The organism is Mycobacterium sp. shizuoka-1, assembly GCF_002723835.1.
Classification (GTDB): domain Bacteria; phylum Actinomycetota; class Actinomycetes; order Mycobacteriales; family Mycobacteriaceae; genus Mycobacterium.
In genome coordinates this window covers 8,463-34,185 of record NZ_BEWG01000019.1, presented here as the reverse complement: position 1 = coordinate 34,185, position 25,723 = coordinate 8,463, and the positions used below count along the sequence as shown (strand labels likewise).

At 67.9% G+C, this 25,723-nt stretch carries 25 protein-coding genes and 1 pseudogene; 16 read left to right on the top strand and 10 right to left on the bottom strand.

The annotated features are described in order from the left end of the window. The first annotated feature begins 81 nt into the window (after positions 1 to 81). Genes MSZK_RS04950 through MSZK_RS04920 form a run of 7 tightly spaced genes read left to right on the top strand, consistent with a single transcriptional unit; the run spans position 82 to position 6,487 of the window. Positions 82 to 339 (top strand): hypothetical protein, encoded by a 258-nt coding sequence (locus MSZK_RS04950; RefSeq protein ID WP_099245430.1) that lies wholly within the window; start codon positions 82 to 84, stop codon positions 337 to 339. An 8-nt stretch (positions 340 to 347) separates the two neighbouring features. Next, positions 348 to 2,111: an acetate--CoA ligase gene (gene acsA / locus MSZK_RS04945; RefSeq protein WP_099245428.1), complete on the top strand. Its 1,764-nt coding sequence runs from the start codon at positions 348 to 350 to the stop codon at positions 2,109 to 2,111. Positions 2,112 to 2,146: 35 nt separating this feature from the next. Continuing rightward, entirely contained in the window at positions 2,147 to 3,088 is a 942-nt protein-coding gene (gene pdhA / locus MSZK_RS04940; protein ID WP_199203197.1) for a pyruvate dehydrogenase (acetyl-transferring) E1 component subunit alpha, read from the top strand. Next, entirely contained in the window at positions 3,085 to 4,083 is a 999-nt protein-coding gene (locus MSZK_RS04935) for an alpha-ketoacid dehydrogenase subunit beta (RefSeq protein ID WP_099245424.1), read from the top strand. The genes pdhA and MSZK_RS04935 overlap by 4 nt, the downstream gene beginning before the upstream one ends. Then, positions 4,080 to 5,309 carry a dihydrolipoamide acetyltransferase family protein gene (locus MSZK_RS04930; RefSeq protein ID WP_099245422.1) on the top strand — a complete coding sequence of 410 codons (1,230 nt, stop codon included), beginning with the start codon at positions 4,080 to 4,082 and terminating at the stop codon, positions 5,307 to 5,309. The genes MSZK_RS04935 and MSZK_RS04930 overlap by 4 nt, the downstream gene beginning before the upstream one ends. A 20-nt stretch (positions 5,310 to 5,329) precedes the next feature. Next, positions 5,330 to 5,572 carry an acyl carrier protein gene (locus MSZK_RS04925; protein WP_099245420.1) on the top strand — a complete coding sequence of 81 codons (243 nt, stop codon included), beginning with the start codon at positions 5,330 to 5,332 and terminating at the stop codon, positions 5,570 to 5,572. Between the two features lie 9 nt (positions 5,573 to 5,581). After that, entirely contained in the window at positions 5,582 to 6,487 is a 906-nt protein-coding gene (locus MSZK_RS04920; RefSeq protein WP_099245418.1) for an aldose 1-epimerase, read from the top strand. Between the two features lie 12 nt (positions 6,488 to 6,499). On the opposite strand, the gene MSZK_RS04915 is transcribed toward MSZK_RS04920, so the two are convergent. Genes MSZK_RS04915 through dnaK form a run of 4 tightly spaced genes read right to left on the bottom strand, consistent with a single transcriptional unit; the run spans position 6,500 to position 10,576 of the window. Beyond that, positions 6,500 to 6,871, bottom strand: a complete 372-nt coding sequence (locus tag MSZK_RS04915; protein WP_099245416.1) for a heat shock protein transcriptional repressor HspR — start codon at positions 6,869 to 6,871, stop codon at positions 6,500 to 6,502. Further along, the gene (gene dnaJ, locus MSZK_RS04910) at positions 6,871 to 8,052 is read right to left on the bottom strand and encodes a molecular chaperone DnaJ (RefSeq protein WP_099245414.1); all 1,182 of its coding nucleotides are present in this window, start codon (positions 8,050 to 8,052) and stop codon (positions 6,871 to 6,873) included. Before dnaJ ends, MSZK_RS04915 begins: the two co-directional genes overlap by 1 nt. Before the next feature lie 50 nt (positions 8,053 to 8,102). Further along, positions 8,103 to 8,729, bottom strand: coding sequence for a nucleotide exchange factor GrpE (gene grpE / locus MSZK_RS04905; RefSeq protein ID WP_099245412.1), 627 nt, complete (start codon positions 8,727 to 8,729; stop codon positions 8,103 to 8,105). Continuing rightward, positions 8,726 to 10,576 carry a molecular chaperone DnaK gene (gene dnaK / locus MSZK_RS04900; protein WP_099245410.1) on the bottom strand — a complete coding sequence of 617 codons (1,851 nt, stop codon included), beginning with the start codon at positions 10,574 to 10,576 and terminating at the stop codon, positions 8,726 to 8,728. Before dnaK ends, grpE begins: the two co-directional genes overlap by 4 nt. 245 nt (positions 10,577 to 10,821) lie before the next feature. Here dnaK and MSZK_RS04895 point away from each other — a divergent pair, with 245 nt between their 5' ends. From MSZK_RS04895 to MSZK_RS04885, 3 genes are all read left to right on the top strand, one after another. Continuing rightward, the gene (locus tag MSZK_RS04895) at positions 10,822 to 12,288 is read left to right on the top strand and encodes a hypothetical protein (protein ID WP_233211122.1); all 1,467 of its coding nucleotides are present in this window, start codon (positions 10,822 to 10,824) and stop codon (positions 12,286 to 12,288) included. Positions 12,289 to 12,380: 92 nt separating this feature from the next. After that, positions 12,381 to 12,677 carry a hypothetical protein gene (locus MSZK_RS04890; protein ID WP_099245406.1) on the top strand — a complete coding sequence of 99 codons (297 nt, stop codon included), beginning with the start codon at positions 12,381 to 12,383 and terminating at the stop codon, positions 12,675 to 12,677. 5 nt (positions 12,678 to 12,682) lie between these two features. Beyond that, positions 12,683 to 12,961 (top strand): hypothetical protein, encoded by a 279-nt coding sequence (locus tag MSZK_RS04885; protein WP_199203195.1) that lies wholly within the window; start codon positions 12,683 to 12,685, stop codon positions 12,959 to 12,961. Here the strand turns inward: MSZK_RS04885 and MSZK_RS04880 are convergent. After that, positions 12,958 to 13,260 carry a hypothetical protein gene (locus MSZK_RS04880; RefSeq protein WP_099245404.1) on the bottom strand — a complete coding sequence of 101 codons (303 nt, stop codon included), beginning with the start codon at positions 13,258 to 13,260 and terminating at the stop codon, positions 12,958 to 12,960. The genes MSZK_RS04885 and MSZK_RS04880 overlap by 4 nt on opposite strands. Positions 13,261 to 13,425: 165 nt before the next feature. Here MSZK_RS04880 and MSZK_RS04875 point away from each other — a divergent pair, with 165 nt between their 5' ends. Further along, entirely contained in the window at positions 13,426 to 15,513 is a 2,088-nt protein-coding gene (locus MSZK_RS04875; protein WP_099245402.1) for a CocE/NonD family hydrolase, read from the top strand. On the opposite strand, the gene MSZK_RS04870 is transcribed toward MSZK_RS04875, so the two are convergent. From MSZK_RS04870 to MSZK_RS04855, 4 genes are read right to left on the bottom strand one after another with little or no spacing between them, the layout of a single operon-like run. Next, entirely contained in the window at positions 15,510 to 16,727 is a 1,218-nt protein-coding gene (locus tag MSZK_RS04870) for an MFS transporter (RefSeq protein ID WP_099245400.1), read from the bottom strand. The genes MSZK_RS04875 and MSZK_RS04870 overlap by 4 nt on opposite strands. A 4-nt stretch (positions 16,728 to 16,731) precedes the next feature. Beyond that, on the bottom strand, positions 16,732 to 17,484 hold the full coding sequence (locus tag MSZK_RS04865) for a GAP family protein (protein WP_099245398.1): 753 nt from the start codon (positions 17,482 to 17,484) through the stop codon (positions 16,732 to 16,734). A gap of 4 nt (positions 17,485 to 17,488) precedes the next feature. Continuing rightward, complete coding sequence (locus tag MSZK_RS04860; protein ID WP_099245396.1) at positions 17,489 to 18,109, bottom strand: DsbA family protein; 621 nt, start codon at positions 18,107 to 18,109, stop codon at positions 17,489 to 17,491. A 22-nt stretch (positions 18,110 to 18,131) separates the two neighbouring features. Beyond that, positions 18,132 to 19,157, bottom strand: coding sequence for a TIGR03617 family F420-dependent LLM class oxidoreductase (locus tag MSZK_RS04855; protein ID WP_099245394.1), 1,026 nt, complete (start codon positions 19,155 to 19,157; stop codon positions 18,132 to 18,134). Positions 19,158 to 19,266: 109 nt separating this feature from the next. On the opposite strand from MSZK_RS04855, the gene MSZK_RS04845 reads away from it, so the two are divergent. Continuing rightward, a complete protein-coding gene (locus tag MSZK_RS04845) occupies positions 19,267 to 20,925 on the top strand; it encodes an alkaline phosphatase family protein (protein ID WP_142389869.1) in 1,659 nt (552 codons plus the stop codon). Positions 20,926 to 20,965: 40 nt separating this feature from the next. Then, the gene (locus tag MSZK_RS04840) at positions 20,966 to 21,823 is read left to right on the top strand and encodes an SDR family oxidoreductase (protein WP_099245388.1); all 858 of its coding nucleotides are present in this window, start codon (positions 20,966 to 20,968) and stop codon (positions 21,821 to 21,823) included. Positions 21,824 to 21,857: 34 nt separating this feature from the next. On the opposite strand, the gene MSZK_RS04835 is transcribed toward MSZK_RS04840, so the two are convergent. Continuing rightward, positions 21,858 to 23,597 carry an acyl-CoA dehydrogenase family protein gene (locus MSZK_RS04835; RefSeq protein WP_099245386.1) on the bottom strand — a complete coding sequence of 580 codons (1,740 nt, stop codon included), beginning with the start codon at positions 23,595 to 23,597 and terminating at the stop codon, positions 21,858 to 21,860. A gap of 170 nt (positions 23,598 to 23,767) precedes the next feature. On the opposite strand from MSZK_RS04835, the gene MSZK_RS04830 reads away from it, so the two are divergent. From MSZK_RS04830 to MSZK_RS04820, 3 genes and pseudogenes are all read left to right on the top strand, one after another. Continuing rightward, positions 23,768 to 24,307, top strand: a complete 540-nt coding sequence (locus MSZK_RS04830) for a hypothetical protein (protein WP_371411289.1) — start codon at positions 23,768 to 23,770, stop codon at positions 24,305 to 24,307. Between the two features lie 10 nt (positions 24,308 to 24,317). Then, on the top strand, positions 24,318 to 25,250 hold the full coding sequence (locus MSZK_RS04825; RefSeq protein WP_099245382.1) for an LLM class F420-dependent oxidoreductase: 933 nt from the start codon (positions 24,318 to 24,320) through the stop codon (positions 25,248 to 25,250). Between the two features lie 48 nt (positions 25,251 to 25,298). Continuing rightward, positions 25,299 to 25,723 (top strand): annotated as a pseudogene (locus MSZK_RS04820) (hypothetical protein); the annotation flags it as partial.

Sequence of the window (25,723 nt, the reverse complement as noted above, 5' to 3'; positions counted from 1 at the left end):
GACTTCTGTGACTTTCGTCCCTTTCCCGCCGTTACGGGTGAGACGAGCATCACTACGGGGGGTGGTACTGGAGGGGTTGAGATGACGCCTGCTGGCCTGGCAGACGAGACCGATGACTGCGAACTCGACGCCGTCGCTTGGGAATTCCTGTGCTCGCCGTACACCGGACGCATCTATTGGGACTGGTCACTGGAACGGCGGCTCGACGCCTACCTCCGCCACCAGGACCGCACCGACATCCTGAAAGACGGCGCGGCGTATGCGGCCGTCCTGGACCGGGTGATGGCGAACCTGGGGCGGGCCCGCCGCCACGGCGTGCTGGCGCCACCGCAGCACTAGGGACAGCCATGGACGTCATCAGCAAGGGCACCGGGGACCTCAAGGTCGCCCCCAACCTCACCGACTACGAGCAGACCCGCGCAGAGTTCAGCTGGTCGGCCGTGCCCGACCCGTGCGCCGCGATGGGCGGCGGTGGCTGCAACATCGCCTACGCCGCCGTCGACCGGCACGCCGAAGGACCCGACGCCGACCGCACCGCACTGCGCTTCCTGGCCGACATTCCGGAATTGACCGCAACCGACGTCAGCTATCGCGAGCTGGGCAGGCTGACCCGAAAGTTCACCAATGTGTTGCGGGGCTTGGGAATCGGGAAGGGCGACCGGGTCTTCGTCATCATGGGCCGGGTCCCGGAACTCTACGTCAGCATGCTCGGCGCGTTGCGCAACGGCAGCGTGGTGTCACCGTTGTTCTCGGCATTCGGCCCGGAACCGATCGCCACCCGGGTCAACATCGGAGCCGCCGACGTCATCGTCACCACTGCGGCGATCTACAAACGCAAGATCGCCAAGATTCGCGCCGACCTGCCTTCGGTGCGGCACGTTCTGGTGGTCGGCGACGACGTGGCGGGCACCGAGAACTTTCACCGGCTGATGGACGCCGCCGGCGACGACGCGCCGATCGAGCACACCACCGCCGATGATCCCTCCCTGCTGCACTTCACCAGTGGGACCACCGGGACCCCCAAGGGCGCCCAGCACGTCCACGGGGCGGTGGCCATGCACTACCTCACCGGACTCTACGCGCTGGACCTACACCCCGACGACATCTATTGGTGCACAGCAGATCCGGGCTGGGTCACCGGAACGTCCTACGGGATCATCGCACCGCTGCTGCACGGCGTCACCTCGATCATCGACGAGGCGGAGTTCGACGCGCAGCGCTGGTATGAGATCTTGGCCGGCCAGCAGGTGACGGTGTGGTACACCGCGCCGACCGCGATCCGGATGCTGATCAAGGCCGGCCCGGAACTGCCCGCTCGCTACCACTTCCCCGCCCTGCGCTTCATCGCCAGCGTGGGCGAACCGCTCAACGCCGAGGCGGTGTGGTGGGGAAAACGAGTGCTGGGCTTGCCGATTCACGACAACTGGTGGCAGACCGAGACCGGCGGCATCATGGTGGCCAATACGCCCGCGTTCGACATCAAACCCGGCTCGATGGGCCGGCCCCTGCCGGGTGTGGAGGCCTGCGTGGTCGACCACGACCAGGAGACCGGCGCGGTGCGGGTCATCGAGGAGCCCGACGTGGAGGGGGAACTCGCACTCCGGCTGGGCTGGCCGTCGATGTTCCGCGGCTACCTGAACCAGGAAGAGCGCTACCGCAAGAGCTTTCACGGCGATCTCTACCTGTCGGGCGATCTGGTCAAGCGCGACGCCGACGGCTACCTGTGGTTCGTCGGGCGTGCCGACGACGTCATCAAGGCATCCGGACACCTGATCGGCCCGTTCGAGGTGGAGAACGTGTTGACCGACCATCCCGCGGTCGCCGAGGCCGCCGTGATCGGCAAGCCCGATCCGACCTACGGCGAGTTGGTCAAGGCCTTCGTCACCCTGAAGTCCGGCTACACCGGCGACGACGATCTGCGCCGCGACCTGATGGGGCACGCACGCAAGCGCCTGGGGGCCGCGGTGGCGCCCAAGGAGATCGACTTCGTCGACTCGCTGCCGCACACCCGCTCCGGAAAGATCATGCGCCGGCTGCTCAAAGCCCGCGAACTCGGTCTGCCCGAGGGCGACACCTCGACCGTGGAGAGTCCGGCGGGGGTGACGGCGTGACCGAGCCGGGCCTTCAGCGCGCACTGCTGACCGACATGATCCGGGTGCGGCGCATGGAGGAGAAGTGCGCCGAACTCTACAGCGCCGGGAAGATCCGCGGCTTCCTGCATCTCTATGTCGGCGAAGAAGCAGTGGCGGCGGGGTCGCTGCGGGTACTCGAGGACGACGACGCCGTGATCGCCACCTATCGCGAGCACGCCCACGCCCTGCTGCGGGGTATCCCGATGACCAGGATCATGGCCGAGATGTTCGGCAAGCGCGAGGGCTGTTCCGGGGGACGCGGCGGCTCCATGCACCTGTTCGACGCGAGCCGGCGGTTCTACGGCGGCAACGCGATCGTGGCCGGCGGCCTTCCCACCGCCGCGGGTCTGGCGTTCGCCGACGCGCAGTTGAAGCGAAACCGGGTGACAGCGTGCTACTTCGGTGACGGCGCCATCGCCGAGGGCGCGTTCCACGAGACGATGAACATGGCGCAGCTGTGGCGGCTGCCGGTGCTGTTCTGTTGCGAGAACAACCGCTACGCGATGGGCACCTCGATCGAACGGGAACTGTCCGACGTCGACCTGTGTGTGCTGGCCGAGTCGTATCGGATCCCGGCCGCCAGCACCGACGGGATGGATGTCCTGGCCAGCCATCAGGCGATGCGGGACGCGGTCGACCAGGTGCGCACCCAGGGCGGCCCGTTCTTCCTGGAGTTCCAGACCTACCGGTTCCGGCCGCACTCGATGTTCGATCCCGAGCTCTACCGGGACAAGGCCGAGGTGCAGAAGTGGCGTGAGCACGACCCGATCCGGACATTCACCGACAGCTGCCTCGCCCAGGGGGTGCTGAACGCCGAGGACATCGACGCAATCGAGCAGGCGGTGGCCACCGAACTGGCCGACGCCGTCGCGTACGCCGAGGCGGGAACATTGGAGGGCATCGACGAGCTCACCCGTGACGTCATGACACCGGGTGTTGCGCAGGTGGTCTCGTGAAAGCCACCTACCGCAGTGCGGTGCACGATGCCATTGCCGAGGCGATGCGCGCCGACGACCGCGTGGTGCTGCTCGGTGAGGACGTCGGCCGGTACGGCGGCACGTACGCGGTGTCGAAGGGACTGCTCGAGGAGTTCGGACCGGACCGCATCCGCGACACCCCGATCTCGGAGCTCGGCTTCGTCGGTATCGGGATCGGCGCCGCGCTGGGCGGCCTGCGGCCCATCGTCGAGGTGATGACGGTCAACTTCAGCCTGCTGGCACTAGATCAGATCGTGAACACCGCGTCGACATTGCGGCACATGTCCAACGGGCAGTTCTCCGTGCCGCTGGTGGTGCGAATGGCCACCGGCGCGGGACGTCAACTGGCCGCACAGCATTCGCACAGCCTGGAGAACTGGTATGCCCACATCCCCGGGATCACCGTACTGGCGCCGGCCACCGTGGCCGACGCGTACGGCATGCTGCGCACCGCGATGAGCAACCCCGACCCGGTGGTGATCTTCGAGCACGTCGGGTTGTACAACGCCTCGACCGATCTCGACGAACTGGTACCCACCGATATCGCCAAGGCCGCTGTGCGCCGCACCGGAACCGACGCGACCCTGATCACCTACGGCGGCAGCCTGCCCAAGGTCCTCGACGCGGCCGAGCAGCTGGCGCAGAACGGAATCGACTGCGAGGTGGTCGATCTTCGGGTTCTGCGGCCGCTGGACGATGCCACCGTTCTGGCGTCGGTACGCGCGACGCACCGTGCCGTGGTGGTCGACGAGGGCTGGCGCACCGGCAGTCTGGCCGGCGAGATCAGCGCCCGGATCATGGAAGGCGCGTTCTACGACCTCGACGCCCCGGTCGGCCGGGTGTGCACCGCCGAGGTGCCGATCCCCTACGCCAAACATCTCGAGGAGGCCGCGTTGCCGCAGCCCGACAAGATCGTGGCCGCGGTGCGCGCCCTGTTCGGAGATTCCGGCGAGTCGGCGATGGGCACCGCATGATCGAGTTCACCATGCCCGCGCTCGGGGCCGACATGGACGAGGGCACCCTCGACGAGTGGATGGTGCAGCCGGGCGACACCGTGCACCGCGGGCAGATCGTCGCGGTCGTAGAAACCACCAAAGCCGCAGTCGAAATCGAATGCTGGCACGACGGCGTGATCGGCGAGCTGCTGGTTCCGGTGGGTCAGACCGTCGCCGTCGGCGCACCGCTGGCCACCATTCTGGAAGCCGGCGAGAATGCCGAACCTCGCGCCGCCGCGCCGACCCCACAGGCCATCCGACCGCAGGCCGTCGTCGCGCGGCCGGCGCCCACCCTGGTGGCGGCGCAGGCGGCCCCGGTCGGCCATCGGCTGTGGGTCTCTCCGGTGGCGCGACGCACCGCCGCCGCGCTCGGCGTCGACCTGGCTGCGGTGACCGGGACCGGTCCGCAGGGTGCGATCACGCTGCAAGACGTCGAACACGCCGCGGCCACCAAACATCACGAAGAGCCCAAGCCGCCGCCCCCACGGGCGACCGAGCCGGCGGCCGAACCGATGACCGCCGCCCAGAAGGCCAAGGCGCGCGGCGAGGCGATGCGGGTGTCGATCGCGGCGGCGATGAGCCGCTCGAAACGGGAGATCCCGCACTACTACCTGGCCGACGAGATCATCCTGGACAGCGCATTGACCTGGCTGACCGAGCAGAACGTCAACCGGCCGATCACCGAGCGGCTACTGCCGGCCGTCCTGCAACTCAAGGCCGTCGCCCTGGCCGCGCAGCGGTTCACCGAGTTCAACGGCTTCTGGCGCGACGAGGGCTACCAGCCATCGACCGGAGTCCATGTCGGCGTGGCGATCTCACTGCGCGGCGGCGGGCTGGTCGCCCCGGCGATCCACGACGTCAACGAGAAGAAACTCGACGAGCTGATGGTCGACCTGACCGACCTGGTGGCCCGGGCCAGGTCCGGTTCGCTGCGCAGCTCGGAGATGTCGGACCCGACCATCACCGTGACCAATCTCGGGGACAAGGGTGTCGATGCCGTGTTCGGCGTCATCTATCCGCCGCAGGTGGCGTTGGTCGGGTTCGGCAGGCCCGCCCAACGCGTCGTGGTGGTCGACGGCGGCATCCGGGTCGCCACCACGGTTCAGGCCAGCCTGGCCGCCGACCATCGCGCCAGTGACGGCCATCGCGGTGCGCTGTTCCTGGCCGAGATCAATCGGCTGCTGCAGCAGCCGCAGGACCTGTAACCGCGAGAAGGGAGTCCGACGTGAGCGAAACCGGCATCCGCGATCAGATCGTGGAAGAGCTGCTCAGCATCGCACCGGAGATCGAGGAGGGCGATCTGTCCGACACCGAGCTGTTGCGCGATCAGGTGGACCTGGACTCGATGGACTGGCTGAACTTCTTGGTTCGGCTGCACAAGCGCTTCGAAGTCGACATCCCGGAGTCGCAGTACGCCTCGCTGCGCACCATCGACGACCTGTCGAACTACATCGGCGCGCACCGATAGACTTCGACGGTGGCTGAGCTGCCGTCCGTCGTCCTGCATGATCCGTCCTCCGCGCTGACCGCCACGTTCGTGCCGGCGGCCGGCATGGTGTGCACTTCGCTGTCCGACGGCGGGGTCGAGCTGCTGGGGCAGCGCCGCGGCCTGCAGGCCTATCTGTCCGACGCCAAGACGTTCGGCATCCCGATTCTGTACCCGTGGGCGAATCGGTTGAGCGCCAATGGATATGACATCGACGGCGGCGCGGCGGTGACCCTGACGCTCGGCGTCGGCGGGGTGCACGCCGACGAGCACGGGCAGGTGATCCACGGGATCCTCGCCGGCGACCCGGGCTGGCAGGTCACCGAGCAGTCCGGAAACCGGCTGACGGCGGACCTGGACTTCGGCGGCCAGCCGCGACTGCTCGCCAGCTTCCCGTTCCCGCATGTCGTCACGCTCGACATCACGCTGGCCGGGCGGGCGCTCACGGTGCAGACGACGGTCACCGCGACCGCCGCGGCGGACGTCCCGCTGTGCTACGGATTCCATCCGTATCTGACCATTCCCGGAGTGCCGCGATCGCAGTGGACTCTGCAGACTCCGCCGATGCGCCATCTGCTGGTCGACGATCGGGGCATTCCCACCGGAGCGGACCGGGAGTGGCCGGCGCATTCGGAAGAGCTGGGCGACAAGACATTTGACGACGGATTCGACGCCGTACCGCAGGGCGCGGTGTTCGCTCTGGGCGGCGGCGGTCGCCGCATCGAGGTGATCTACGACCACGGCTTTCCCGCGGCGCAGATCTTCGCGCCGGCCACTGACGACGTGGTCGCGATCGAGCCGATGACGGCGCCGACCAACGCGCTGCGCACGGGTGGCTACGCAACGGCGGCACCGGGCCGGCCGGCGACGTCCGCGTTCACGGTCCGGGTGCGCTGAGCCAGCCAGGCGCTACCGCCGCGGCTTCCAGACCACCAGTGCGGTGCTCTTGGGCACCACGGCCAGGTCACGACGCTGGTTGGCGCGCGAGGACTCCAGCTCGTCCATCAGCTCCTCGACGCGGGCCTGCAGCGCCTCGACCTGATTGGTCAGCTCGATGATCCTCTTGATGCCGGCCAGGTTGACGCCCTCGTCCTGCGACAGCCGCTGGACTTCACGCAGCAGCTCGACGTCACGTTCGGAATAGCGCCGTCCGCCACCGGAACTGCGCCGGGGACTGACCAGTCCGAGCCGGTCATAGGTGCGCAGCGTCTGCGCGTGCATGCCGGCCAGCTCGGCGGCCACCGAGATCAGGAACGTCCGGGCTTCGTCCGAACTGGCCATCAGCGGTTACCCGCCCATCCCGCCCGCGGGTCGAAACCGCTGGCCCGCTCGGCGGCCGCGTACGCTTCCAGCGCCTCGAGGGCCTGGCCTTCGAGGTTGGGCGGCACCGCGACCTTGACGGTGACCAACAGGTCGCCGTGACCGCCGTCGCGTTTAGGCACACCGCGTCCGCGCACCCGCAGGATCCGGCCGTCGGCGGTGCCCTTGGGTACCCGCACACCGACCTTGCCTTCCAGAGTGGGGATGGACAGCGTTGTCCCCAGGGCGAGTTCGGTGAAGCTCACCGGGACGGTCACAGTCAGGTCGTCACCGTCACGACCGAACACCTTGTCCGGGCGCACGTGCACGGTGACGTACAGGTCACCTGAGGGTGCACCGCGCAGCCCGGCCTCACCCTGGCCGGCCAGCCGGATGCGCTGGCCGTTCTCCACGCCAGCGGGAATCCGGACGTTGATCGTGCGCGTGCGGGTGGTCACCCCGGTGCCGCGGCACTCATCGCACGGATGCTCGATGATCGAGCCGCTCCCCCGGCAGTCGGTGCACGGCTCGGAGAACCCGAACGCACCCTGGTTGCGGTTGATGACGCCGGCACCGTTGCAGGTGGGACACACCTTCGGGCTGGTGCCCGGACGTGCGCCGCTGCCATGGCAATTCGTGCACGGCGCCGGGCTGGTCAGCCGCAGCGTGACCTGGGCGCCCTTGGTGGCCTCGACGAAGTCCAGTTCGGTCTCGGTCTCCAGGTCCTTGCCGCGCCGTGGCCGACTCGGTCGCGGCGGGGCGCCGCGGCCGAACAGGCCACCGAACAGGTCGCCGATATTCGTCCCGCCGGTCTGGCCGGCGGTGTCGAACAGATCGTTGAGATTGAACTCCCCACCATCGGCCCCGTAACCGCTGAAGCCGCCGAAACCGCCGCCGCTGCCGTTGCCGCGGCGGAAGCCCCCGCCGGCGAACAGCCGGCGGGTCTCGTCGTACTCCTTGCGCTTGGCCGGGTCGGTCAGCACATCCCTGGCCTCGCCGACCTCTTTGTAGCGTTCGTCGGCGGCCTTGTCGTCCGGGTTGCGGTCGGGGTGATTCTCCGCGAGCAGCTTGCGGGCCACCCGCTTGATCTCGTCCTCGCTGGCGTCAGAGGAGACGCCGAGCACCTTGTAGAAGTCTTTCTCGACCCATTCTCGTTGAACCATGCCGCGTCACCTCCTCTCACCGATGGTCATGTTGTTGATCCGATTCCGCGTTAATTCGATTCTGCGTTCTGCGCGCCGGTCTGCTCGCCGTTGGCGGGCGTGTCGCCTGCGCCGGATCCATCCGGGACGGTGTCGACCACCCCGACGAGCGCGTGCCGCAGCACCTGCTCACCGAGTCGGTAGCCCTGCCGCATCACCGTGCCGAGTACCGGCTTGGAGCCCTCACCCTCGTGCTGCACGGCTTCGTGCAGCGACGGGTCGAACTCGTCGCCCTCGGCGCCGAAGGCCGTCAGACCCAGCCCGGCCAGTGCGGCCGTGAGCTTGTCGGCGACCGACTTCAGCGGACTGGTCTCGAGGTCGCCGTGGCTGCGCGCCCGGTCCAGGTCGTCGAGGATGGGCAGCAATTGGCTCACCACGGCGGCCTTGGCGCGCTCGCCGGCGACTTGCTGATCGCGCAGCGCGCGCTTGCGGTAGTTGGCGAAATCGGCCTGCACTCGCTGCAGGTCACCGAGCAGTTCAGCGGCTTTGTCCGACTCCTCCGGCGTTTCGCCCGCGAATTCCCCCGGCGCCGGCCCACTGGGGGCCGGGCCGGAGGCTTCACGAACTTCTCCGGTCTGGGGGTCGATTCGGCGCTTGTCGGTGACAGTTACCGGTTCGTCCTCGCGACCTTCACTCACTTGCGCTCCTGATCATCGTCATCCACGACCTCGGCGTCCACGACGTCGTCGGCGGACGAGCCGCCCGACGGGCCGGCAGCCTGGTCGGCCTGGGTGGCCTCATAGATGGCCTGCCCGAGAGCCTGGCTCTCCTGGCCCAGCTTCTCCATGGCGGACTTGATCGCACCGATGTCGGTGCCGGCCAATGCCGTCTTGGCGTCGGCGATCGCGGAGTCGACCTTGGCCAAGGTGTCCTCGGGTACCTTCGATCCGCCTTCGGTCCCGCGCTGCTCGGAGACGAACTTCTCCGTCTGGTAGACCAGCGACTCGGCCTGGTTGCGGACGTCGGCTTCTTCGCGACGCTTGCGGTCCTCCTCGGCGTGCGCCTCGGCGTCCTTGATCATCCGGTCGATCTCCTCCTTGGACAGGCCGGAGCCTTCCTGGATCTTGATCGTGTTCTCCTTGCCGGTGCCCTTGTCCTTGGCGGTGACGTGCACGATGCCGTTGGCGTCGATGTCGAACGTCACCTCGATCTGGGGCACGCCGCGCGGGGCCGGCGGGATGCCGGTCAGCTCGAAGGAGCCGAGCAGCTTGTTGTGCGCCGCGATCTCGCGCTCACCCTGGAAGACCTGGATCTGCACCGACGGCTGGTTGTCGTCGGCGGTGGTGAAGGTCTCCGACCGCTTGGTCGGGATCGTGGTGTTGCGCTCGATCAGCTTGGTCATCACACCGCCCTTGGTCTCGATGCCGAGACTCAGCGGGGTGACGTCCAGCAGCAGAACGTCCTTGACCTCACCCTTGAGGACACCGGCCTGCAGGGCGGCACCGACGGCCACCACTTCGTCCGGGTTGACGCCCTTGTTGGGCTCCTTGCCGCCGGTGAGTTCCTTGACCAGATCGGTCACCGCGGGCATGCGGGTGGAACCACCCACCAGCACCACGTGGTCGATGTCGGACACCGAGATGCCGGCGTCCTTGATCACGGACTGGAACGGCTGACGGGTGCGGTCGAGCAGATCCTGGGTGATCTTCTGGAATTCCGAGCGGGTCAGCTGCTCGTCGAGGAACAGCGGGTTCTTGTCGGCGTCGACGGTGATGTAGGGCAGGTTGATCGAGGTGCTCCCGCTGGAGCTCAGCTCGATCTTGGCCTTCTCAGCGGCTTCCCGAAGCCGCTGCATGGCCATCTTGTCCTTGGTGAGGTCGATGCCGCTGGTGCCCTTGAACTTGTCGACCAGCCATTCGACGATCCGGTCGTCCCAGTCGTCGCCGCCGAGGTGGTTGTCGCCCGAGGTCGCGCGGACCTCGACGACACCGTCGCCGATCTCCAGCAGCGAGACGTCGAACGTGCCGCCACCGAGGTCGAAGACCAGGATGGTCTGTTCCTTGCTGCCCTTGTCCAGGCCGTAGGCCAGCGCCGCCGCGGTCGGTTCGTTGACGATGCGCAGCACGTTGAGGCCGGCGATCTGGCCGGCTTCCTTGGTGGCCTGACGCTGGGCGTCGTTGAAGTAGGCGGGCACGGTGATGACCGCGTCGGTGATGTCTTCGCCGAGGTAGCTTTCGGCGTCCCGCTTCAGCTTCATCAGCACGCGGGCGCTGATCTCCTGGGCGGTGTAGTCCTTGCCGTCGATTTCGACGGACCAGTCGGTGCCCATATGCCGCTTGACCGAACGGATGGTCCGGTCGACGTTGGTCACTGCCTGGTTCTTGGCGGGCTGGCCGACCAGCACTTCGCCGTTGCGCGCAAACGCGACCACCGACGGCGTGGTGCGGGACCCTTCGGAGTTGGCGACGACGACCGGGTCGCCACCCTCCAGTACCGCTACGACGGAGTTGGTGGTCCCGAGGTCGATGCCGACCGCACGAGCCATGATGAATCCTCCTGATAGTTACGTCTTTGGGTCTGAGCGAACCAGGCTCAAGCCTGCCCCCGCCGGTAGGCGGCTGTCAAGCCAGAGTTGAGTCTTATTCACTCAAGTTGTCGAGACGGTCAACGGCAGGGCGTCCGGATTTGTTCCCGGGGATGTCAGCCGTCCCGCCCGCCCCGGGCACCACATCGCGCCACAGGGTGAATACCGCGATCGCGGCACCGCGATTACGTTTGCTGCTCGTGAGCATGTCGTTGGCTGACCTGGACCGGTGGAAGCCGGCATCGGTCCGCGATGTCGCAGCGGCGGCGGCCAACCGCGCGAACCACTTTCGCGATATCGCCCGGTCTCAACGGGCGATTGTGGCCAGCCTCGTCTGGCGTGGCGTGTCCAGGGAAAGGGTGGTTGCCAAGGCCCGGGAGATCGGCACAGACCTGCGCGAGCACGCCGACGAGTGCGACCAAACCGGGCGGGAGGTGTTGTCGTGGGCCTCCCAGGTGGAGTCCATCAAGGCGGAATGGACCCGTATCCAGCGGCTGGCCGACCGGTGGGGCATCACGATCGACGTCGCCACCGAAACGCTGGAGTGTTTCCCGTCGGCCGATCCCGAGGAGGGCGCCGAAGACGAGCGCCACCTGCAGATCGTTCACGACGCGATCGTCGACCTACTGCGGCAGGCCGACTGGACCGATCGGCACCTCGCCTCGGCGGTGGCCAGATCGGCCACCGCGATGGCCGACGGCGAGAGTGCCGCAGCGCCGCTGACGCCGGACTCCGCGCAACGTCAGAACCAAATCGCGTCATTTCGAAGGACATTCGGCCGCGACCCGCTCTCCGACGCGGACTGGGCGACCGCCGCCGCGCTCGACCCGCACAGCTACGACCCGAAGAACGACGGGGTCGACGCCACTGTCGTCGTGGCTCGGATCAAGCCGGTCCCGGGCCAAGGGGTCGTGCGCACCAATTTGTTCATTCCCAGTGCGGACGTGTGGGCACCTGCGCTCGAGTCACCGTTGTTCACCGGTCAGTTGATGCCCTACGACAACAACCTCGGTGACAACCGCGGCTTCGACCCGTCCGTCGTTCCCGAGGCATCACGGGTCTCGATCTATACCGATTTCGAGAACGGGATCATCGTCGCCCGCCAGAATCCCTCGGTGAACGCCGACACCGGACAGGTGCGGGCCGGCACACCCAACATCTCGGCCGTACAACAGGCGAACGGTGCGGTGCTCCTGCGCTACAACGCCGCAGACCCGTTCTCCCCCGGCGGGGAACGAGTGGCCAAGGCCGTCCCGTTCAGTGTCAACGGAACGCTCGGTATCCGCCCTGAGGCCGACGGGCCGCGGGTGGGCGGCACGGTCACCAGCTTTCCGGCGCTCGAGATCTACAGCGACCGCAACGGCACCACCGCGCCGCTGTTGCAGTCGTGGCCCAGCCTCACCGCGGATGCATCCGGACCACTGTTCGGTCTGCTGCCCCACAAAGACGTCGGGGATCCCACCGTCGTCACGAGTTTCACCAGCGTCCTTCCGCGTTTCGAGCCGCCACAGCTCGGGCCGGTGCATGGCCTCGCGCCCGCACCGAGCACGCCGCCGATCTGGATCGTGCCGCCGGAGAACTTCACCCCGTTCGGTCCGGCGACGTCAGCCGAGGTCCCCGTCGTCCGGGTGCATACCCCGCTTCGGAGCGACGAGTTCCTTCCATCGCGCTAGATACCGAGGAGAAATGGGAATGGTGAGTTCGACAGTCGATCGATGGGCGAGCCGGGTGCCTGCATCGACCGCACGACGACGGAGGGGCTGATATGACACGTCCGGTCGTCGACTGGCGACGAGCGACCCTGATCGGCGCCGTCGGTGGTGGAGTGTTCTGGGGGTTGACCGCCGGGGCGATCCTGGGCTCGAAGGGCTCTGCGATTGTGGTGGCCGAGTTGTGTGTCACCGCAGCGGTGGTGGTCATCGCGGGGGTGTCGATGTACCGCCGGGCCACCAGTTCACCCGGCCGCGACTTCGGCATGGGCTTGGTCCTCGCCCCCTTGACCGGTCTGGCGCCGCTGCTCGCAATGCTGCCCGGTGTAGTGGTCATCTTCTGGAAAGGGTGACGGCCGTGACTCATCCGCCTGCTTCACCCGACACGCCGGCACTCGAGCAGCATCCGGTCGCGTTGCTGATCGGGTTGTTCCTGGGTTTCACATCCGTGGTGCTGACACTCGGATACTTATGGCCGTTCGCCCCGTTGTTTCCCGCTGTGGTCGCCGGGGCAGCCGCGGTACTCCCGTTCACGAACCATGGGCATGTCGCCCGTGGCGCGTTCTACGCGTTCCTGGGGGTGGCGGCCTTCGAAGCCGTGTTCATCCCGATTCTGCTGTTGACCGCGGTGCTCTAGTCGGCGACGCGCTCGAGTTCGCCGGCGGCGCGCTCATCCATCGCTGCGAACACCCGGCCCGCTTCGACGACGTGCGCGCCCTGCTCGGCGAGTGCGGTGTGGTGGGTGTCGGCTACTCGCTGCCACGCACCGGCCATCTGTACCAGCGCATCCGCCGACGAGCCCACCCATCCGGATTCGGAGTCACTTAGGCCGACGATGGACTGCCGATGCGACGCCGACAGCACGGTCGCCTGCTCGCCGATATCGCGACCACCACGGATCAGCCCGTGGACATCGACCGTGAGATTGTCGGCCACCGCGCCCCCTCACTGAGATCTGTCTGGAAAGCGTAGGCGGCGTGGCGATCCCGCGGTAGTCACTCGGACGGCCTGGCAGAATCGGGGTTGACGGCACCGTCAGACTTCTGTCGAGTTGGGACAACCGGCAGACACAGTCCGGCGCGGCACGATACCTATATAGGCATGGGTGCAGGGGGGTACGTCGGTCGTATCGGTGGGCTCGCGGTCGCGCTGGGGATCGGTGTCGCGATCGCCTCCGCAACAGGACAGGCCACCGCGGCCCCGTCCAGCTCGCCGGATTCCTCGACATCCGCCTCGCACCAAGCCCACTCGGCACGGACCTCGCCGACCGCGCGCACCAAGACCAATGCCGGCCCGGCCCGCACCGCCGCCCCGCGCGCGACCATCCGGCCCGCCACCCTGATCCGGGTCGGCGCCACCGGGGCGCTCACCGCGGCATCCCGGCCCGTCCCCGCCGACCCGGGCCCGCCCGCCGAGAACCCGGTGACGCTGGCGCTGGCGGCGACAACCCGCCGGCAGACACCGAGCACCACCGCGACCGCGCCCGTGGTCACCAGTCAGGTCACCACCGCCGTGGTGCCCAGCACTCCGACACCCGTGGTCGCGATCCCCCAGATCGCCCCGCTGGCAATCCTGCAGCACGTGCCCGTCCTCGGACCGGTCCTGGTGGTCCCGATCGTGGCGTTCATCCACCAGATCCCGATCGTCGGCGACGTCCTGCATCCCCTGCTGGGCTACCCGGTGCACCCGGGCGCATCGCCCGACACCGTGCGACCGCGCGACGTCAAGGTCATTTCGTACGACGGCACCCCGATCTACGTGCACTTCATGCCGGCCACCGGCCTGAAGGCCGGCGAGCAGGCGCCGACGATCCTCGACGGTCCCGGACTCGGGATGCCCGGGCAGACCAGCATCGACGGCAGCTTTCTGGACGGCGTCCTGACCAACGCCCTGGGCATGCCCAGCATCCTCACCCTGCGCAACGCCGGCTACAACGTGGTGACCTGGGACCCGCGCGGCGAGTACAACTCCGGCGGCCAGTTGCAGATCGACTCGCCGGACTACGAGGCCCGCGACGTGTCGGCGATCATCAGCTGGCTGGCCACCCAGCCGGAGGCCAAGCTCGACGGCGATCCCGCCAACCTCGACCCCCGCATCGGAATGGTCGGCGCGTCCTACGGTGGCGGCATCCAATTGGTCACGGCGGCAACCGATCACCGGGTCGACGCGATCGTCCCGACCATCGCGTGGAACAGCCTGAACACCTCGCTGTACAAGGCCCAGTCCTTCAAGAGCGGCTGGGGCACGATTCTGGCTGCCGCACTGGTGCTCACGCTCGCCCGGACCAACCCCGCCATCATTCCCGCCGCCGTCAACGGGGATCTGGCCGGAACCCTGTCTCAGGCGGATCAGGATCTGCTCGCGCAGCGCGGCCCCGACTATCTGCTCGACAAGATCACCGCTCCCACGCTGCTGATCGAGGGCACCGTCGACACCCTGTTCACCCTGGCCGAGGCCGACGCCAACGCGCAGGTGCTCATCGCCAACGGCGTACCCACCAAGGTGCTCTGGTTCTGCGGCGGCCACGGACTGTGCACCAACGACGTGTTCAACACCGGTGGCGTGCTGATCGAGAAGCGCACCCTCGAATGGCTGGACCGGTATGTCAAGGACGACGCCAGCGTGTCAACGGGCCCGCAGTTCGAGTGGGTCGATCAACGGGGCCAACGCCTTTCGTCCGCGTCCTACCAGCTCACCCCGGGTGACCCGGTAGTGCTGTCGAACACCAAGACGCGCACTCTGCCGCTGGTGCCGTTCCTCGGCGCGGGCGGACTGTTCGGGGTGCTGCCCATCGGGTCGTCCCCGGCGATCGACGCACTGGACTACACGACGCCGGCGGTCACGAGCCTGACCTACGTCGTCGGCGCACCGCAGCTGCGCTTCACCTATTCGGGCAAGGGCTCCGGCAGTCACCTTTACGCCCAACTCGTCGACAACTCCACCGGCCAGGTGCTGGGCAACCAGGTCACCCCGATTCTGGTGACGTTGGACGGCACCGAACACACCGTGTCCGTTCCGTTGGAGATGGTCGCGCAGACCCTCAAGCCGGGCCAGAAGGTGACGCTGCAACTGTTCGGATCGTCGGCCTCCTACCGGGCGGTCGGCGCCCTGGGCACCCTCACCGTGTCGGACCTGCAGCTGAGCCTGCCTACGGTCGACCCGACGAGCATCTCGATCAACGCGGCTTAAAGCTTCTGGTGGCGCTTTCCGAAGTATCGGGCCAGCGCCAGTTGCGCGACGGCGAACAACCCCAGCAGGCCGCCCACGATCCCGAACGCACCGTAGACACTCGCGCCCGACGAAAAGGCGCCGCCCACAGCGCTGTTGACGCCCACTGACACCGCGGTCCGGCCGAACTCCGAGGCTGCGGTCACCCCACCGGCGTGTTCCAGCGGGGTCAGTTCTTGGCGCCACCGGGTCAGCACCAGCCGGGCGCAGACATTGCCGACGCCGAACACGAACACCGCCACCACCATGACGGGCAGGCTCACCGGCAACCAGCCGACGGCAAGCACGAGCGTGCCCAGCGCCCCGCCGAACACCCAGCCGACGCCCGAACCCTTGTGCCGGGTCACCGCATACAGCACAGCTCCGGCGACGCCGCCGAGCGCGAACGCCGACCCGATGTGGCCGACCGCGGCAGGATGGTGGAGCAGGCCTTTGGCGAAGAACGCGCTGAGAATCTTGCGCAACTCGTACAGGTGGAACAGCATCAGCCCGGCCACCACCAGCAACAGATAGCGATGGGCGAGAATGTATTTCAGTCCAGCCCACGATCCCCCGTGTGCGCTGCCCTCGGCGGCGGCCGCCGGTGCCGACGGTTTCGGGATCAGCAGATAGCACACCCCCGAGACGACGAAGCCGACCGGGATCACGATGTGCGCGACGATGCCGTCGGTCCACACCATGAGCCCGCCGAGCATTGCAGGCCCGGCCACTGCCCCGACCTCGAAGGCCACTTCGTAGCGAGAGTTGATCCGGTCCAGCAGATCTCGGCGGTGGCCGACCATCTCCAGCGGAACGGTGTGCACCGCGGTGTCCACGTAGCCGCGGATCAGTGCCTCCACGGTGTAGCACCCCATCACCCACGGCAGGCTGGCGAAGCCGAATGCCATCGCGATCGGGATCCCGGCCAGCACGACTCCCCGCAGCACGGTCGAGAACACCAGCACCAACCGCGCGCCCCACCGATCGGTCGGCCAGCCGCCGAGGTAGGTGCCGAGCATGTGCACCCCGGTGCCGAACGCGGAGAAGAACGCCGCGCTGCCCAGCGATCCGGACATGTCGGCAACCAGCAGTGGCTGCGCCAGATGCACTGCACTGTTGACGATCTGGGTCAGCAGCACCCCGCCAAGCAGGCCGCCAAGGCGAACCGAGTTGTCTTCGGCGGCGACCGCGCTCACGGCGTCAGTGCTTCGGCATGTGGTCGAAGGCGTTGTGCCCGACCACGGCGCCGGCCAGCAACAGCAGCACGGCGATGATCCAGCGCCCGTGCACCTTCATGATCCGCTCGTAGCCTTCTTTGATCCGGCCCGCCGAGCCCGGTCGCACCATTTCGATGACTGTCGGCGCCAACGCGGGGATGACGGCGATCACCGCGAAGACGACCGCGCCCAAGGTGCGTTCACCGCGGTCGGTGATCTCCAGGATCTGGTGGCCGGCGGCGATGGCGATCGGGAAGACCTTCGGATGCAATCCGCACACGGCGAAGCCGGCCAGCGCGGCGCGGGTGACCCGCCGCCGCGGGGCCAGATCGGCCTTGGGGTCGAGCCCGGGGAAATGCTGTGTGAGCCGGGTCCGCAGGCGGCCCGGTTGGTGTTCGGGTTTGGACACGTCGGTGATCGGTTTATGGCTCGCGGCCCCGATGGCGCGGTGTACACCGATCGCCAACAGGGCAGCGGCGATCAGGATCCGGACGATGAAGCTCGGCCACGACGCGTGGTCGGTGTGCGACGCGGCCGGAGCACCGGTCAGCGCCGCGATCCCGATACCGATACCGGTGGCGAAGGCGATGCCGGCGACCGCACCGGCGGAGAAGGCCAGCGTCGCCTGCCGGGGCACCTTCTTGTCGCTGGCGACGACGAGTCCCAGGACCAGCGTCTCGGGGCTGAACAACAGGGCCAGGGCAAGCGTGGCGAGGACGGCCAGATGGGTGCTCATCTGCTCACCCCAGCAGGCTGTCGATGAAGGACTCGGTGCCCTGCTTCCACGCGATGACGAAGTCGCCCACGTCGTCGCGGCTGATATCCAGCACCGGGCAGAACATCCCGGCGCCGTCGGAGGTGAAGAAGTGCGGCGAACCGACCACACCGCGGGCGCGCCCGTCGTCCCAGTCGGCCCGCACGGCCTCCGCCGTCGCATCGGCATCGAGCGGCTCCAGGCCGAACCGATCAGCGATCGGCGCGACGACGTCGGGCAGGCCGATGTCGAGGCCCTGCTCGAACACCGCGTCGCGCAACGCCATCCCGACCGACTCGACCAGGACGGGATCGCCGGTGCGGTCGGCGGCTGCGGTCAGCGCGAAGGCGGTCATCGACGTTGCGGGGAAGGTCTCTTCGGTGAATCCGCCGAAGAGGTCCGGGCGCACCGACGCGCGCAGGGCGGCGACCTCCATGCCGATGTGGTGCGGGTCGAGCGGCGCGCCGTTGATCAGTTCGAGCGGCCAGGCATGAATGCGCAGCCGCGGCTCGGTGTGCCCGAGGGCGGAGCGCCGGTCGATCAGGGTGTGCAGCCCGGCATGGGTGAACGGGCACAGGACATCGGCGAAGACCTCCACGACGCGCATGGCGGGCACGCTACCTCCTGCTCTACCGTTCGGTCCGGCCACGGAGCCGGCGGGCCACCTCGCCGTAGCGTTCCAACCGCTCGGTGTCGCCGAGCGCGTTGTAGAGCACCAGGCGGGTCGCGGTCGCGCCGTACTTCTGCCACAACGCGTCGGCCAGCCCGTCCCAGGTCGACTCCGTGGCGAATGTGGCGATGTGGTCGTCGGTGATCTGGGCGGCCATCCCGGCGAGATCACCGGCCTTCTGTTTCTCCCTGATCCGGGCCGTGGTGCCCTCGAAGCCCGCCTCGTCCCAGATGAACGCGTAGTTGGGCGTGCTGCCGTAGAAGCTCATGGAGAACCGGACCCGCTCCCGCTCGGCCGCGCGCTCCTCCTCGGTGTCGCCGACGACGGTCATCACCGGCACGATCACGGCGATGTCGGCGGGTGAGCGGCCCGACTTCGCCGCTCCCTGCGCCACTTTCGGCACCACGTGCCGGGCGATGTACCCCGGCTCGCCGATCGGGTGGACGTGCACCCCGTCGGCCACCTCACCGGCCATCCGCAGCATCCACGGGTTCACCGCGGCGATGTCCACCTTCGGATCCGCCTCCTCGATCGGCCCGGCGCTCCACTGTGGGGTGATGAAGTCGAGGTTGTAGAACTCGCCGCGATGGTCCAGTGTGCCGGTGCGGAAGGCCGCGAAGCAGGCCTTGACCGCCAGCACGTAATCGCGTAGCCGCGGGCCGGGACGGTCGAACGGCATGCCGTACCGGCGGGTGACGTGGGTGCGGACCTGGGTGCCCAGACCCAGCCGGAACTGCCCGCCGGTGGCCTCCTGAAGTTCCCAGGCGGTCGCCGCCGAGACGAACGGGCTTCGCGGGAAGGCAACGGCGACACCGGTCGACAGCTGCAGTCCGGGCGCGGCCTGCGAGGCCACCGCCGCGTTCAGATAGGGGGTGCGCCCGGTCTCGGTGAACAACATCCCCGAGAATCCGGCGGTCAGCGTGCGCCGGGCCAAGGCGCCGATCTCGGCCAGCGGAAGCGCGGTGGTCATGACGTCGACGTCCACCTGGGGAGGCTAACCGATCCGCGCGGAAACTCCCCTGAGTCCGATGCGGCGGCTCTACTCTGTGACACGGCTGTGTAATAACTGAGGGCGACCGATCGGGGACGACGACGTGACGACGATCAAGCAGGTGTGTCTGGGGGTGGCGGTCGCAGGCGTGGTCGCCGGCACCGGTTCGGCGGTGGCGACGGCGGTGGCCTACGCCGAATCCGGATCGGCGGACTCGTCGAGCGCGTCGAAGTCCTCGGCGTCGAGCGCCCGCAAGTCGGCGCCCAAGGCAGGCAGCGTGGTCACCGGACCGCGCCGGGCCGCCGCGACCGACAGGAGCGCGACAACTGCCGACCCGGCGCCCGCGGCTTCGGTTGCCGCCAGGACGGTGCGCCGCACCATCATGCCGATGAAACTGGCTGCGGCGCTTCCGCTTCCGACCCCACCGGCCCCGCTTCCTGCGCCGCCGTTGCCGCTGGCACCGGCCGGCAGCGCGTCGACCGGCTCCTCCTACCGTGCCCGCGCCGCCGCGACGGTCATCAACGTCACCAACAACGTGGCCGACCCGACCGACGTCCATGTGCTGGTGATCGGCGTCGACGGCACCAACCTGCGCCGGGTCCTGGCCCAGCCCGACATCAATGTCAACTTCATCGACCTGATGAACAACAGCGTCACCGGGGTGGCCAGCATCGTCGGCCACACCACGATCTCCAACCCGTCGTGGACCGCGATCCTGACCGGGGCCTGGGACAATCAGACCGGGGTCATCAACAACATCTTCACCGCCGACACGTATATGAAGTGGCCGACGGTGTTCAACCAGCTCGAGGCCTACAACTCCGACATCACGACCATGGCGATCGCCGACTGGAACGTGATCACCGACATCGCCGGGGCCGGGCTGTATCCCGCCGACTCGGTGTCGTTCGTCCCGCAGGTTCCCGGCGACAGCAACTGGTCGCAGACCGACGCCGAGGTCACCGCCCAGACCGTCGCCGCGATCATGAGCGGCGAACCCCCCAACTTCTTGTTCTCCTACCTCGTGCAGGTCGACGAGGCCGGCCACCAATACGGTGGCGCCTCCCCGCAGTACGCCGCGGCCATCAACCGGACCGACACCAACATCGGCGCGATCATGGACGCGGTGGCCGACTCGGGCGAGAACTGGACCGTCATCGTCGTCACCGACCACGGCCATCAGCCGCAGCGGGGCTTCGGACACGGGTTCCAGTCGCCCGACGAGACCTCGACCTGGGTGATCGCCAACGGGGCCGGCTTCGACCCGGGCCAGATGAACCTGTCTTACTCGATCGTCGACGTGACGCCCACGATCATGAATCTGTTCGGCGGGCCCCCGCCTGCCGGGTCCAGCGGGGTGTCGCTGACCACGCTCGGCTCCAGCCAGGTCGATCCGGCAGATCTGCAGCAGGCGCTCAAAGACGCGATCGCGATGAACGGGTGGCCGGACATCGCCACCAACGTGGCGCTGAGCGTGCGCACCATCTTCGCCAGCATCCCGTACTTCCTCGACGGCGGCCTGACCAGCATCACCAGCACGCTGCAAGGCATCGTCGAGCAGAACATCTTCCTGGTCAGCCAGCTGGCCGAGGTGTCCAAGGTGGTCGTGCAGGTCGTCGGCGGCGTGGTGTACGCGGCCACCGACGCACTCGCGCAGCTGGTCGCCTGGATGACCGGGGTCGACATCTTCTCACCGGGCCATCCGCTGCCGACGCCGCCCGCGGCCACCGAACCCCTGGTGCCGTCGGTGTTGGTGGCCTGACCCCACCCTTTCCGCCACCTGGGTAGGCCATACTCGCCGGATGGGAATCTACGTCGTCACCGGCTCGGCATCGGGCATGGGACAGGCTGTCGCGACCAGGCTGCAGGCCAACGGCCACACGGTGATCGGGGTCGACGTCCAGGCCGCCGACGTGGTGGCCGATCTGTCGACGCCGGCCGGGCGCCGGGCGGCCGCCGACGCCGTGCGGAGCGCCTGTGGCGGGCGGCTCGACGGAGCAGTGATGGCCGCCGGCCTGGGACCCACCCCGGGCCGGGAACGGCCGAAGCTGATCACGCAGGTCAACTACTTCGGTGTGGTGGAACTGCTGGAGGCGTGGCGGCCTGCGCTGGCTGCCACCGACCGCGCGAAAGTCGTCGTGTTCTCCAGCAATTCGACCACAACCATTCCGGCCATCCCGCGCCGGGCGATCAACGCGCTGTTGGCCGGTGACGGTGACAAGGCGGTGCGCACGCTTCGGCTGTTGGGCCCCGCCGCGCCCTCGATGGCCTACGGCGCGTCGAAGGTCGCGGTCAGCCGCTGGGTTCGCCGTCACGCGGTGACCCGCGACTGGGCGGGTGCGGGCATCCGGCTCAACGCCATCGCCCCGGGGGCCATCTTGACTCCCCTGCTGGAAAAGCAGCTGGCCACCCCGGCCGAGGCCAAGACCATTCACGCGTTCCCGGTGCCGATCGGCGGCTTCGGCGACGCCGGGAAACTGGCCGACTGGGTACTGTTCATGCTGTCCGAGGCGGCTGATTTCCTCTGCGGCAGCGTGATTTTCGTCGACGGCGGGTCGGACGCCTACTTCCGCGCCGACGATTGGCCGATTCCGGTGCCGGCCCGGCGCCTGGTGCCGTATCTGTGGCGGTTCAAGCGGTACAAGGGCCATTCACAGTGAGGTCCGGTACGGCCCGGCGGCGACGACGCTGCCGCTAGGGGCGCATCTCGTACGCGCCGTCGTATGCCTGCACCTGTTGCCACACCCGATCGAACCGGTCGCTGTCGACGGCCGGCTTGCGTATCGCTGACAGCGCCCATTCCTGTTGCACCGAAGTCGAACTCGCCTTCCCGTGCAAGGTCACCGCGTAGCCGGAGAAGTCCCGGATCAAGACATCGAAGATCTGATCGACCAGATCCTGGTCGAGGTTGCGCAGTTCGGCCTGCTCGAGAATCAGCTGAGCGTAGACCACCTGAGTGAACAGGTGTCCGACGACGAGCGTGAAGTCCAAGTCGCGCTGCTGCTCGGCATCGGGGGCAGCGGTGGCGAGCAACGTCTTCAGTGCCCGAGCCTGTTCGGTGAAACGGGCGACGTTCGGTATCGCCGACGCCCTCTCGAACACCGGGACCCAGTCGGCGAATTGCACTTTCGAGGCGCCTCCGGCTGGGCCCTGCTGCCAGAAGAACACATCGTCCGCCGGATCGTCGCGGGTGCCGACCTGCGGGTACGAGCCGGGATTGAACAGGTAATTGGGCATGAACTTCAGAATCTGCGCAACGTTGACATGCACGGTGCCCTCGAGCCGGGGGAGCGCGCCGATGAGGTCTTTGACCTCGGAGAAGTAAGTATTGCGTTCGAACCCCTTGGCGGCCAGCACATCCCAGAGCATCCGCACGACGGTTTCACCCTCTGAGGTCACCTTGGCCTTGGTGACCGGGTTGAAGAGCAGGTAGCGACGGTCATCGAGGCCGGCGCTGCGGAAATAGTCGATTGCGCGGTCACTGAACAGTTTCATGGCGATCAGACGCGCGTACGCATCGACGAAGCTGGCGCGCACGTGCGGAAAGTCGGTGACCGGATTGCCGTACAGGATGCGGTTGTTGGCATGCGTGATCGCCTCATAGAACGCGTGCTCGCACATCCCGATCGAGGCGGTACACAGGTTGAACTTGCCGACGTTGACGGTGTTCAGAGCCGCCGAGAACGCCTCCGCTCCGGTGCACAGGATGTCCTCTTCTCGCACCGGATAGCCGTGCAGCGCAAAGCTGCTCACAAACATCTGACCGTGCACGACGTTGCCGATCAGCTCGTAGTCGGGATGGGCACTGTCGGCGACGAACCACACGTAGCCTTCCGCGCCGTCGACATCGGCTCGGCGGGAGAACACCGACACCATGCCCGCGACGTTGCCGTTGCCGATGTAGTACTTCTGGCCGGTCGCGCGAAAGACCACGCCCTCGTCGTCGTCCTCGGCCCGCGTCAGAATCATGTCGGTGTTGTAGATGTCGGCACCGTGTTCGCGTTCGGACAGCGCAAAGGCCATCACCCCGCCCGCCTCGAGCTGCTCGGCGGCTCGTTGTTTGGCTTTGATGTTGTCGCTCTGCCAGATCGGGCCGAGTCCCAGGATGGTGACCTGCTCGGCATACCAGTAGGCCAGACCGTAGAACCCGAGGATCTCACTGAGGGCGGCGTTTCGGGAGGTGTCCCAGCGCTTGTCGTCGTCCACGAGGCCGAACTCCGACGGGGTCAGAAAGGTCGCAAAGATCCGCTCCTGCTTGACGAATTCCAGGAAATCCGACACCCAGACGGTGTCCAGGTGGTCGGCGAGCAGCTTGTCCTTGCCACGCTCCTCGAACCAGTCGATCAGGGCTCGCAGCCGGCGCCGCGTCCCGGCGTCGAATTGTCGCGGATCGTAGGTGCACGGATTGAACAGGAGCCCGTCGGTGTGCGCCATGGCGTCCCTTCCCGTCGTCGACGCATCGAATCTAGCGCGAGCTTCGCTGTCTGATCGACGGTTCAGTGGACCACGTCGGACCGCCCCCGCGAGTCACACAAGTCACATCCGTCACTGGTGCGTACCCTGACAGGCGACGGCAGGAGTTCGGTGTGCGGATATCCAACGGCATGAGGGCCGGTATCGCAGTGGTGTGGCTGGTTGCTGCCGGCGCCGCTGCCGCCGGGTGCAGCAACACCGTCGACGGGGCGGCCAACTGTCCCGGCTGCGGGCCGGGCGGCGAACCGAGCTTTCCCACCAGCAGGCCGACCGCCGCACCGCCGACGTCGGCGACCCCGACACCCACTTCGGCGCCGTCACCGGGCGGTATCCAGACGCTGGTGCCCAGCGACACCGGATACGTCTACATCGAGACCAAATCCGGCCAGACCCGCTGCCAGATCAACACCCAAGCCGTCGGGTGCGAGTCCAACTTCACGAACCCACCCGTCGTCAACGGTGAGCCGGCCAACGGGGTCGAGGTCACCGCCGACGGCAGCGTGCGCTGGATCGCCGGCAACCTCGGCGACATCCCGACCACGGCACTCGACTACGCGACCTATCACGCGGCCGGCTGGACCATCGACGCCGGTGAGGACGGCACGCAGTTCACCAACGACGGCACCGGCCACGGACTGTTCATCAGCACCGAAGGGGTCAAGGTTTTCTAAGCTGGCCCCCATGGACTTCCGTGTCTTCGTCGAACCCCAGCAGGGCGCCACCTACGCCGACCAGCTCGCCGTGGCTCAAGCAGCCGAATCCCTGGGCTACTCCGCGTTTTTCCGCTCCGACCACTATGTCGCGATGAGCGGTGACGGTCTGCCGGGGCCGACCGACTCCTGGGTCACGCTCGCCGGCATCGCACGCGAGACCTCCACGATTCGGCTCGGCACCCTGGTGACGTCGGCGACGTTCCGGCACCCGGGTCCGCTGGCGATCTCGGTGGCGCAGGTCGACGCCATGAGCTCGGGGCGCGTCGATTTCGGGATCGGGGCGGGCTGGTTCGAGGCAGAGCACCTGGCCTACGCCATCCCGTTCCCACCGCTGGGCGAGCGGTTCGAGCGGCTGCGTGAACAGCTGGACATCATCACCGGGCTGTGGACCACCCCGGCGGGCGAGACCTTCGACTACGACGGCTCCCATTACACGGTCAAGGACTCCCCTGCGCTGCCCAAACCGGTACAGGCGCCGCACCCGCCGATCGTCATCGGCGGGACCGGCACCAAGCGCACACCGGCGCTGGCCGCCCGCTTCGCCGCCGAATTCAACCTGGCGTTCCCTGCCCTGGACTTCGTCGCGCCGCAGTACGCCCGGGTACGCGCCGCGCTGGCCGAGGTCGGCCGGGCGGCCGACGACATCGTCTATTCGGCGGCATTCGTGGTCTGCGCCGGCCGTACCGAAGCCGAGATCAGCAGGCGCGCGCAAGCAATCTCCCGCGACGTCGACGAGTTGCGCACCAACACCCCGCTGGTCGGCACGCCCGCCGAAATCGTCGACCGGCTGGCCCCTTTCATCGAGGCCGGGGTCGAACGGGTGTACCTCCAGGTGCTCGACCAGACCGACCTCGACCACGTGGAGTTGTTCGCCACCGAGGTGGTCCGCCAACTCGCCTGATTGCGGAAAGCTGCATCTGCCCTGGCAAGGCATTTAGCATGGGTAGCCATGCGGAAGCAGGACCCCGCCGGGGAAGTCGACGAGGCTGCAGCGCCCGTCGAGTTCGGCGATCCGTTCGGCCCGTATCCCGAACAGCCGTATCCCGGCTCGGTGACCTCCCTCGACGACCACACGGACCCGCCGACCGACCCGGCCCTGCCTGTGCTGCGGCCCGAGGAGGGTTTCGACCCGTTCGCCCCCGACGCGTTCTGGTTCCCGGAACGGCCCTGGTACCGCAAGAAGCAGGCGACGCTGGCGATGGGGGCGATCGGCGTGGCGGTGGTCGCGATCCTGGTGGCGGCCGTCCTGCTGGTGTCCCTGGACTCCGACGACTCGGGAAGCTCCACAAAAGAGCCCTCGGCGACCGTGTCCACCACCGCACCGACCACCACCGCCCTGACCAGTTCACCGCCACCCGAACCGCCGCCCCCACC

What these genes read in the sequence shown, in the direction of transcription:
- MSZK_RS04875 (WP_099245402.1), top strand. Translation starts at nt 13,426, where the DNA reads ATGGGTGCAGGGGGGTACGTCGGTCGTATCGGTGGGCTCGCGGTCGCG.
- MSZK_RS04930 (WP_099245422.1), top strand. Translation starts at nt 4,080, where the DNA reads ATGATCGAGTTCACCATGCCCGCGCTCGGGGCCGACATGGACGAGGGC.
- MSZK_RS04830 (WP_371411289.1), top strand. Translation starts at nt 23,768, where the DNA reads ATGAGGGCCGGTATCGCAGTGGTGTGGCTGGTTGCTGCCGGCGCCGCT.
- MSZK_RS04865 (WP_099245398.1), bottom strand. Translation starts at nt 17,484, where the DNA reads ATGAGCACCCATCTGGCCGTCCTCGCCACGCTTGCCCTGGCCCTGTTG.
- dnaJ (WP_099245414.1), bottom strand. Translation starts at nt 8,052, where the DNA reads ATGGTTCAACGAGAATGGGTCGAGAAAGACTTCTACAAGGTGCTCGGC.
- MSZK_RS04860 (WP_099245396.1), bottom strand. Translation starts at nt 18,109, where the DNA reads ATGCGCGTCGTGGAGGTCTTCGCCGATGTCCTGTGCCCGTTCACCCAT.
- MSZK_RS04915 (WP_099245416.1), bottom strand. Translation starts at nt 6,871, where the DNA reads ATGGCCAGTTCGGACGAAGCCCGGACGTTCCTGATCTCGGTGGCCGCC.
- acsA (WP_099245428.1), top strand. Translation starts at nt 348, where the DNA reads ATGGACGTCATCAGCAAGGGCACCGGGGACCTCAAGGTCGCCCCCAAC.
- MSZK_RS04840 (WP_099245388.1), top strand. Translation starts at nt 20,966, where the DNA reads ATGGGAATCTACGTCGTCACCGGCTCGGCATCGGGCATGGGACAGGCT.
- MSZK_RS04835 (WP_099245386.1), bottom strand. Translation starts at nt 23,597, where the DNA reads ATGGCGCACACCGACGGGCTCCTGTTCAATCCGTGCACCTACGATCCG.
- MSZK_RS04825 (WP_099245382.1), top strand. Translation starts at nt 24,318, where the DNA reads ATGGACTTCCGTGTCTTCGTCGAACCCCAGCAGGGCGCCACCTACGCC.
- MSZK_RS04950 (WP_099245430.1), top strand. Translation starts at nt 82, where the DNA reads ATGACGCCTGCTGGCCTGGCAGACGAGACCGATGACTGCGAACTCGAC.
- pdhA (WP_199203197.1), top strand. Translation starts at nt 2,147, where the DNA reads ATGATCCGGGTGCGGCGCATGGAGGAGAAGTGCGCCGAACTCTACAGC.
- MSZK_RS04895 (WP_233211122.1), top strand. Translation starts at nt 10,822, where the DNA reads ATGTCGTTGGCTGACCTGGACCGGTGGAAGCCGGCATCGGTCCGCGAT.
- dnaK (WP_099245410.1), bottom strand. Translation starts at nt 10,576, where the DNA reads ATGGCTCGTGCGGTCGGCATCGACCTCGGGACCACCAACTCCGTCGTA.
- MSZK_RS04890 (WP_099245406.1), top strand. Translation starts at nt 12,381, where the DNA reads ATGACACGTCCGGTCGTCGACTGGCGACGAGCGACCCTGATCGGCGCC.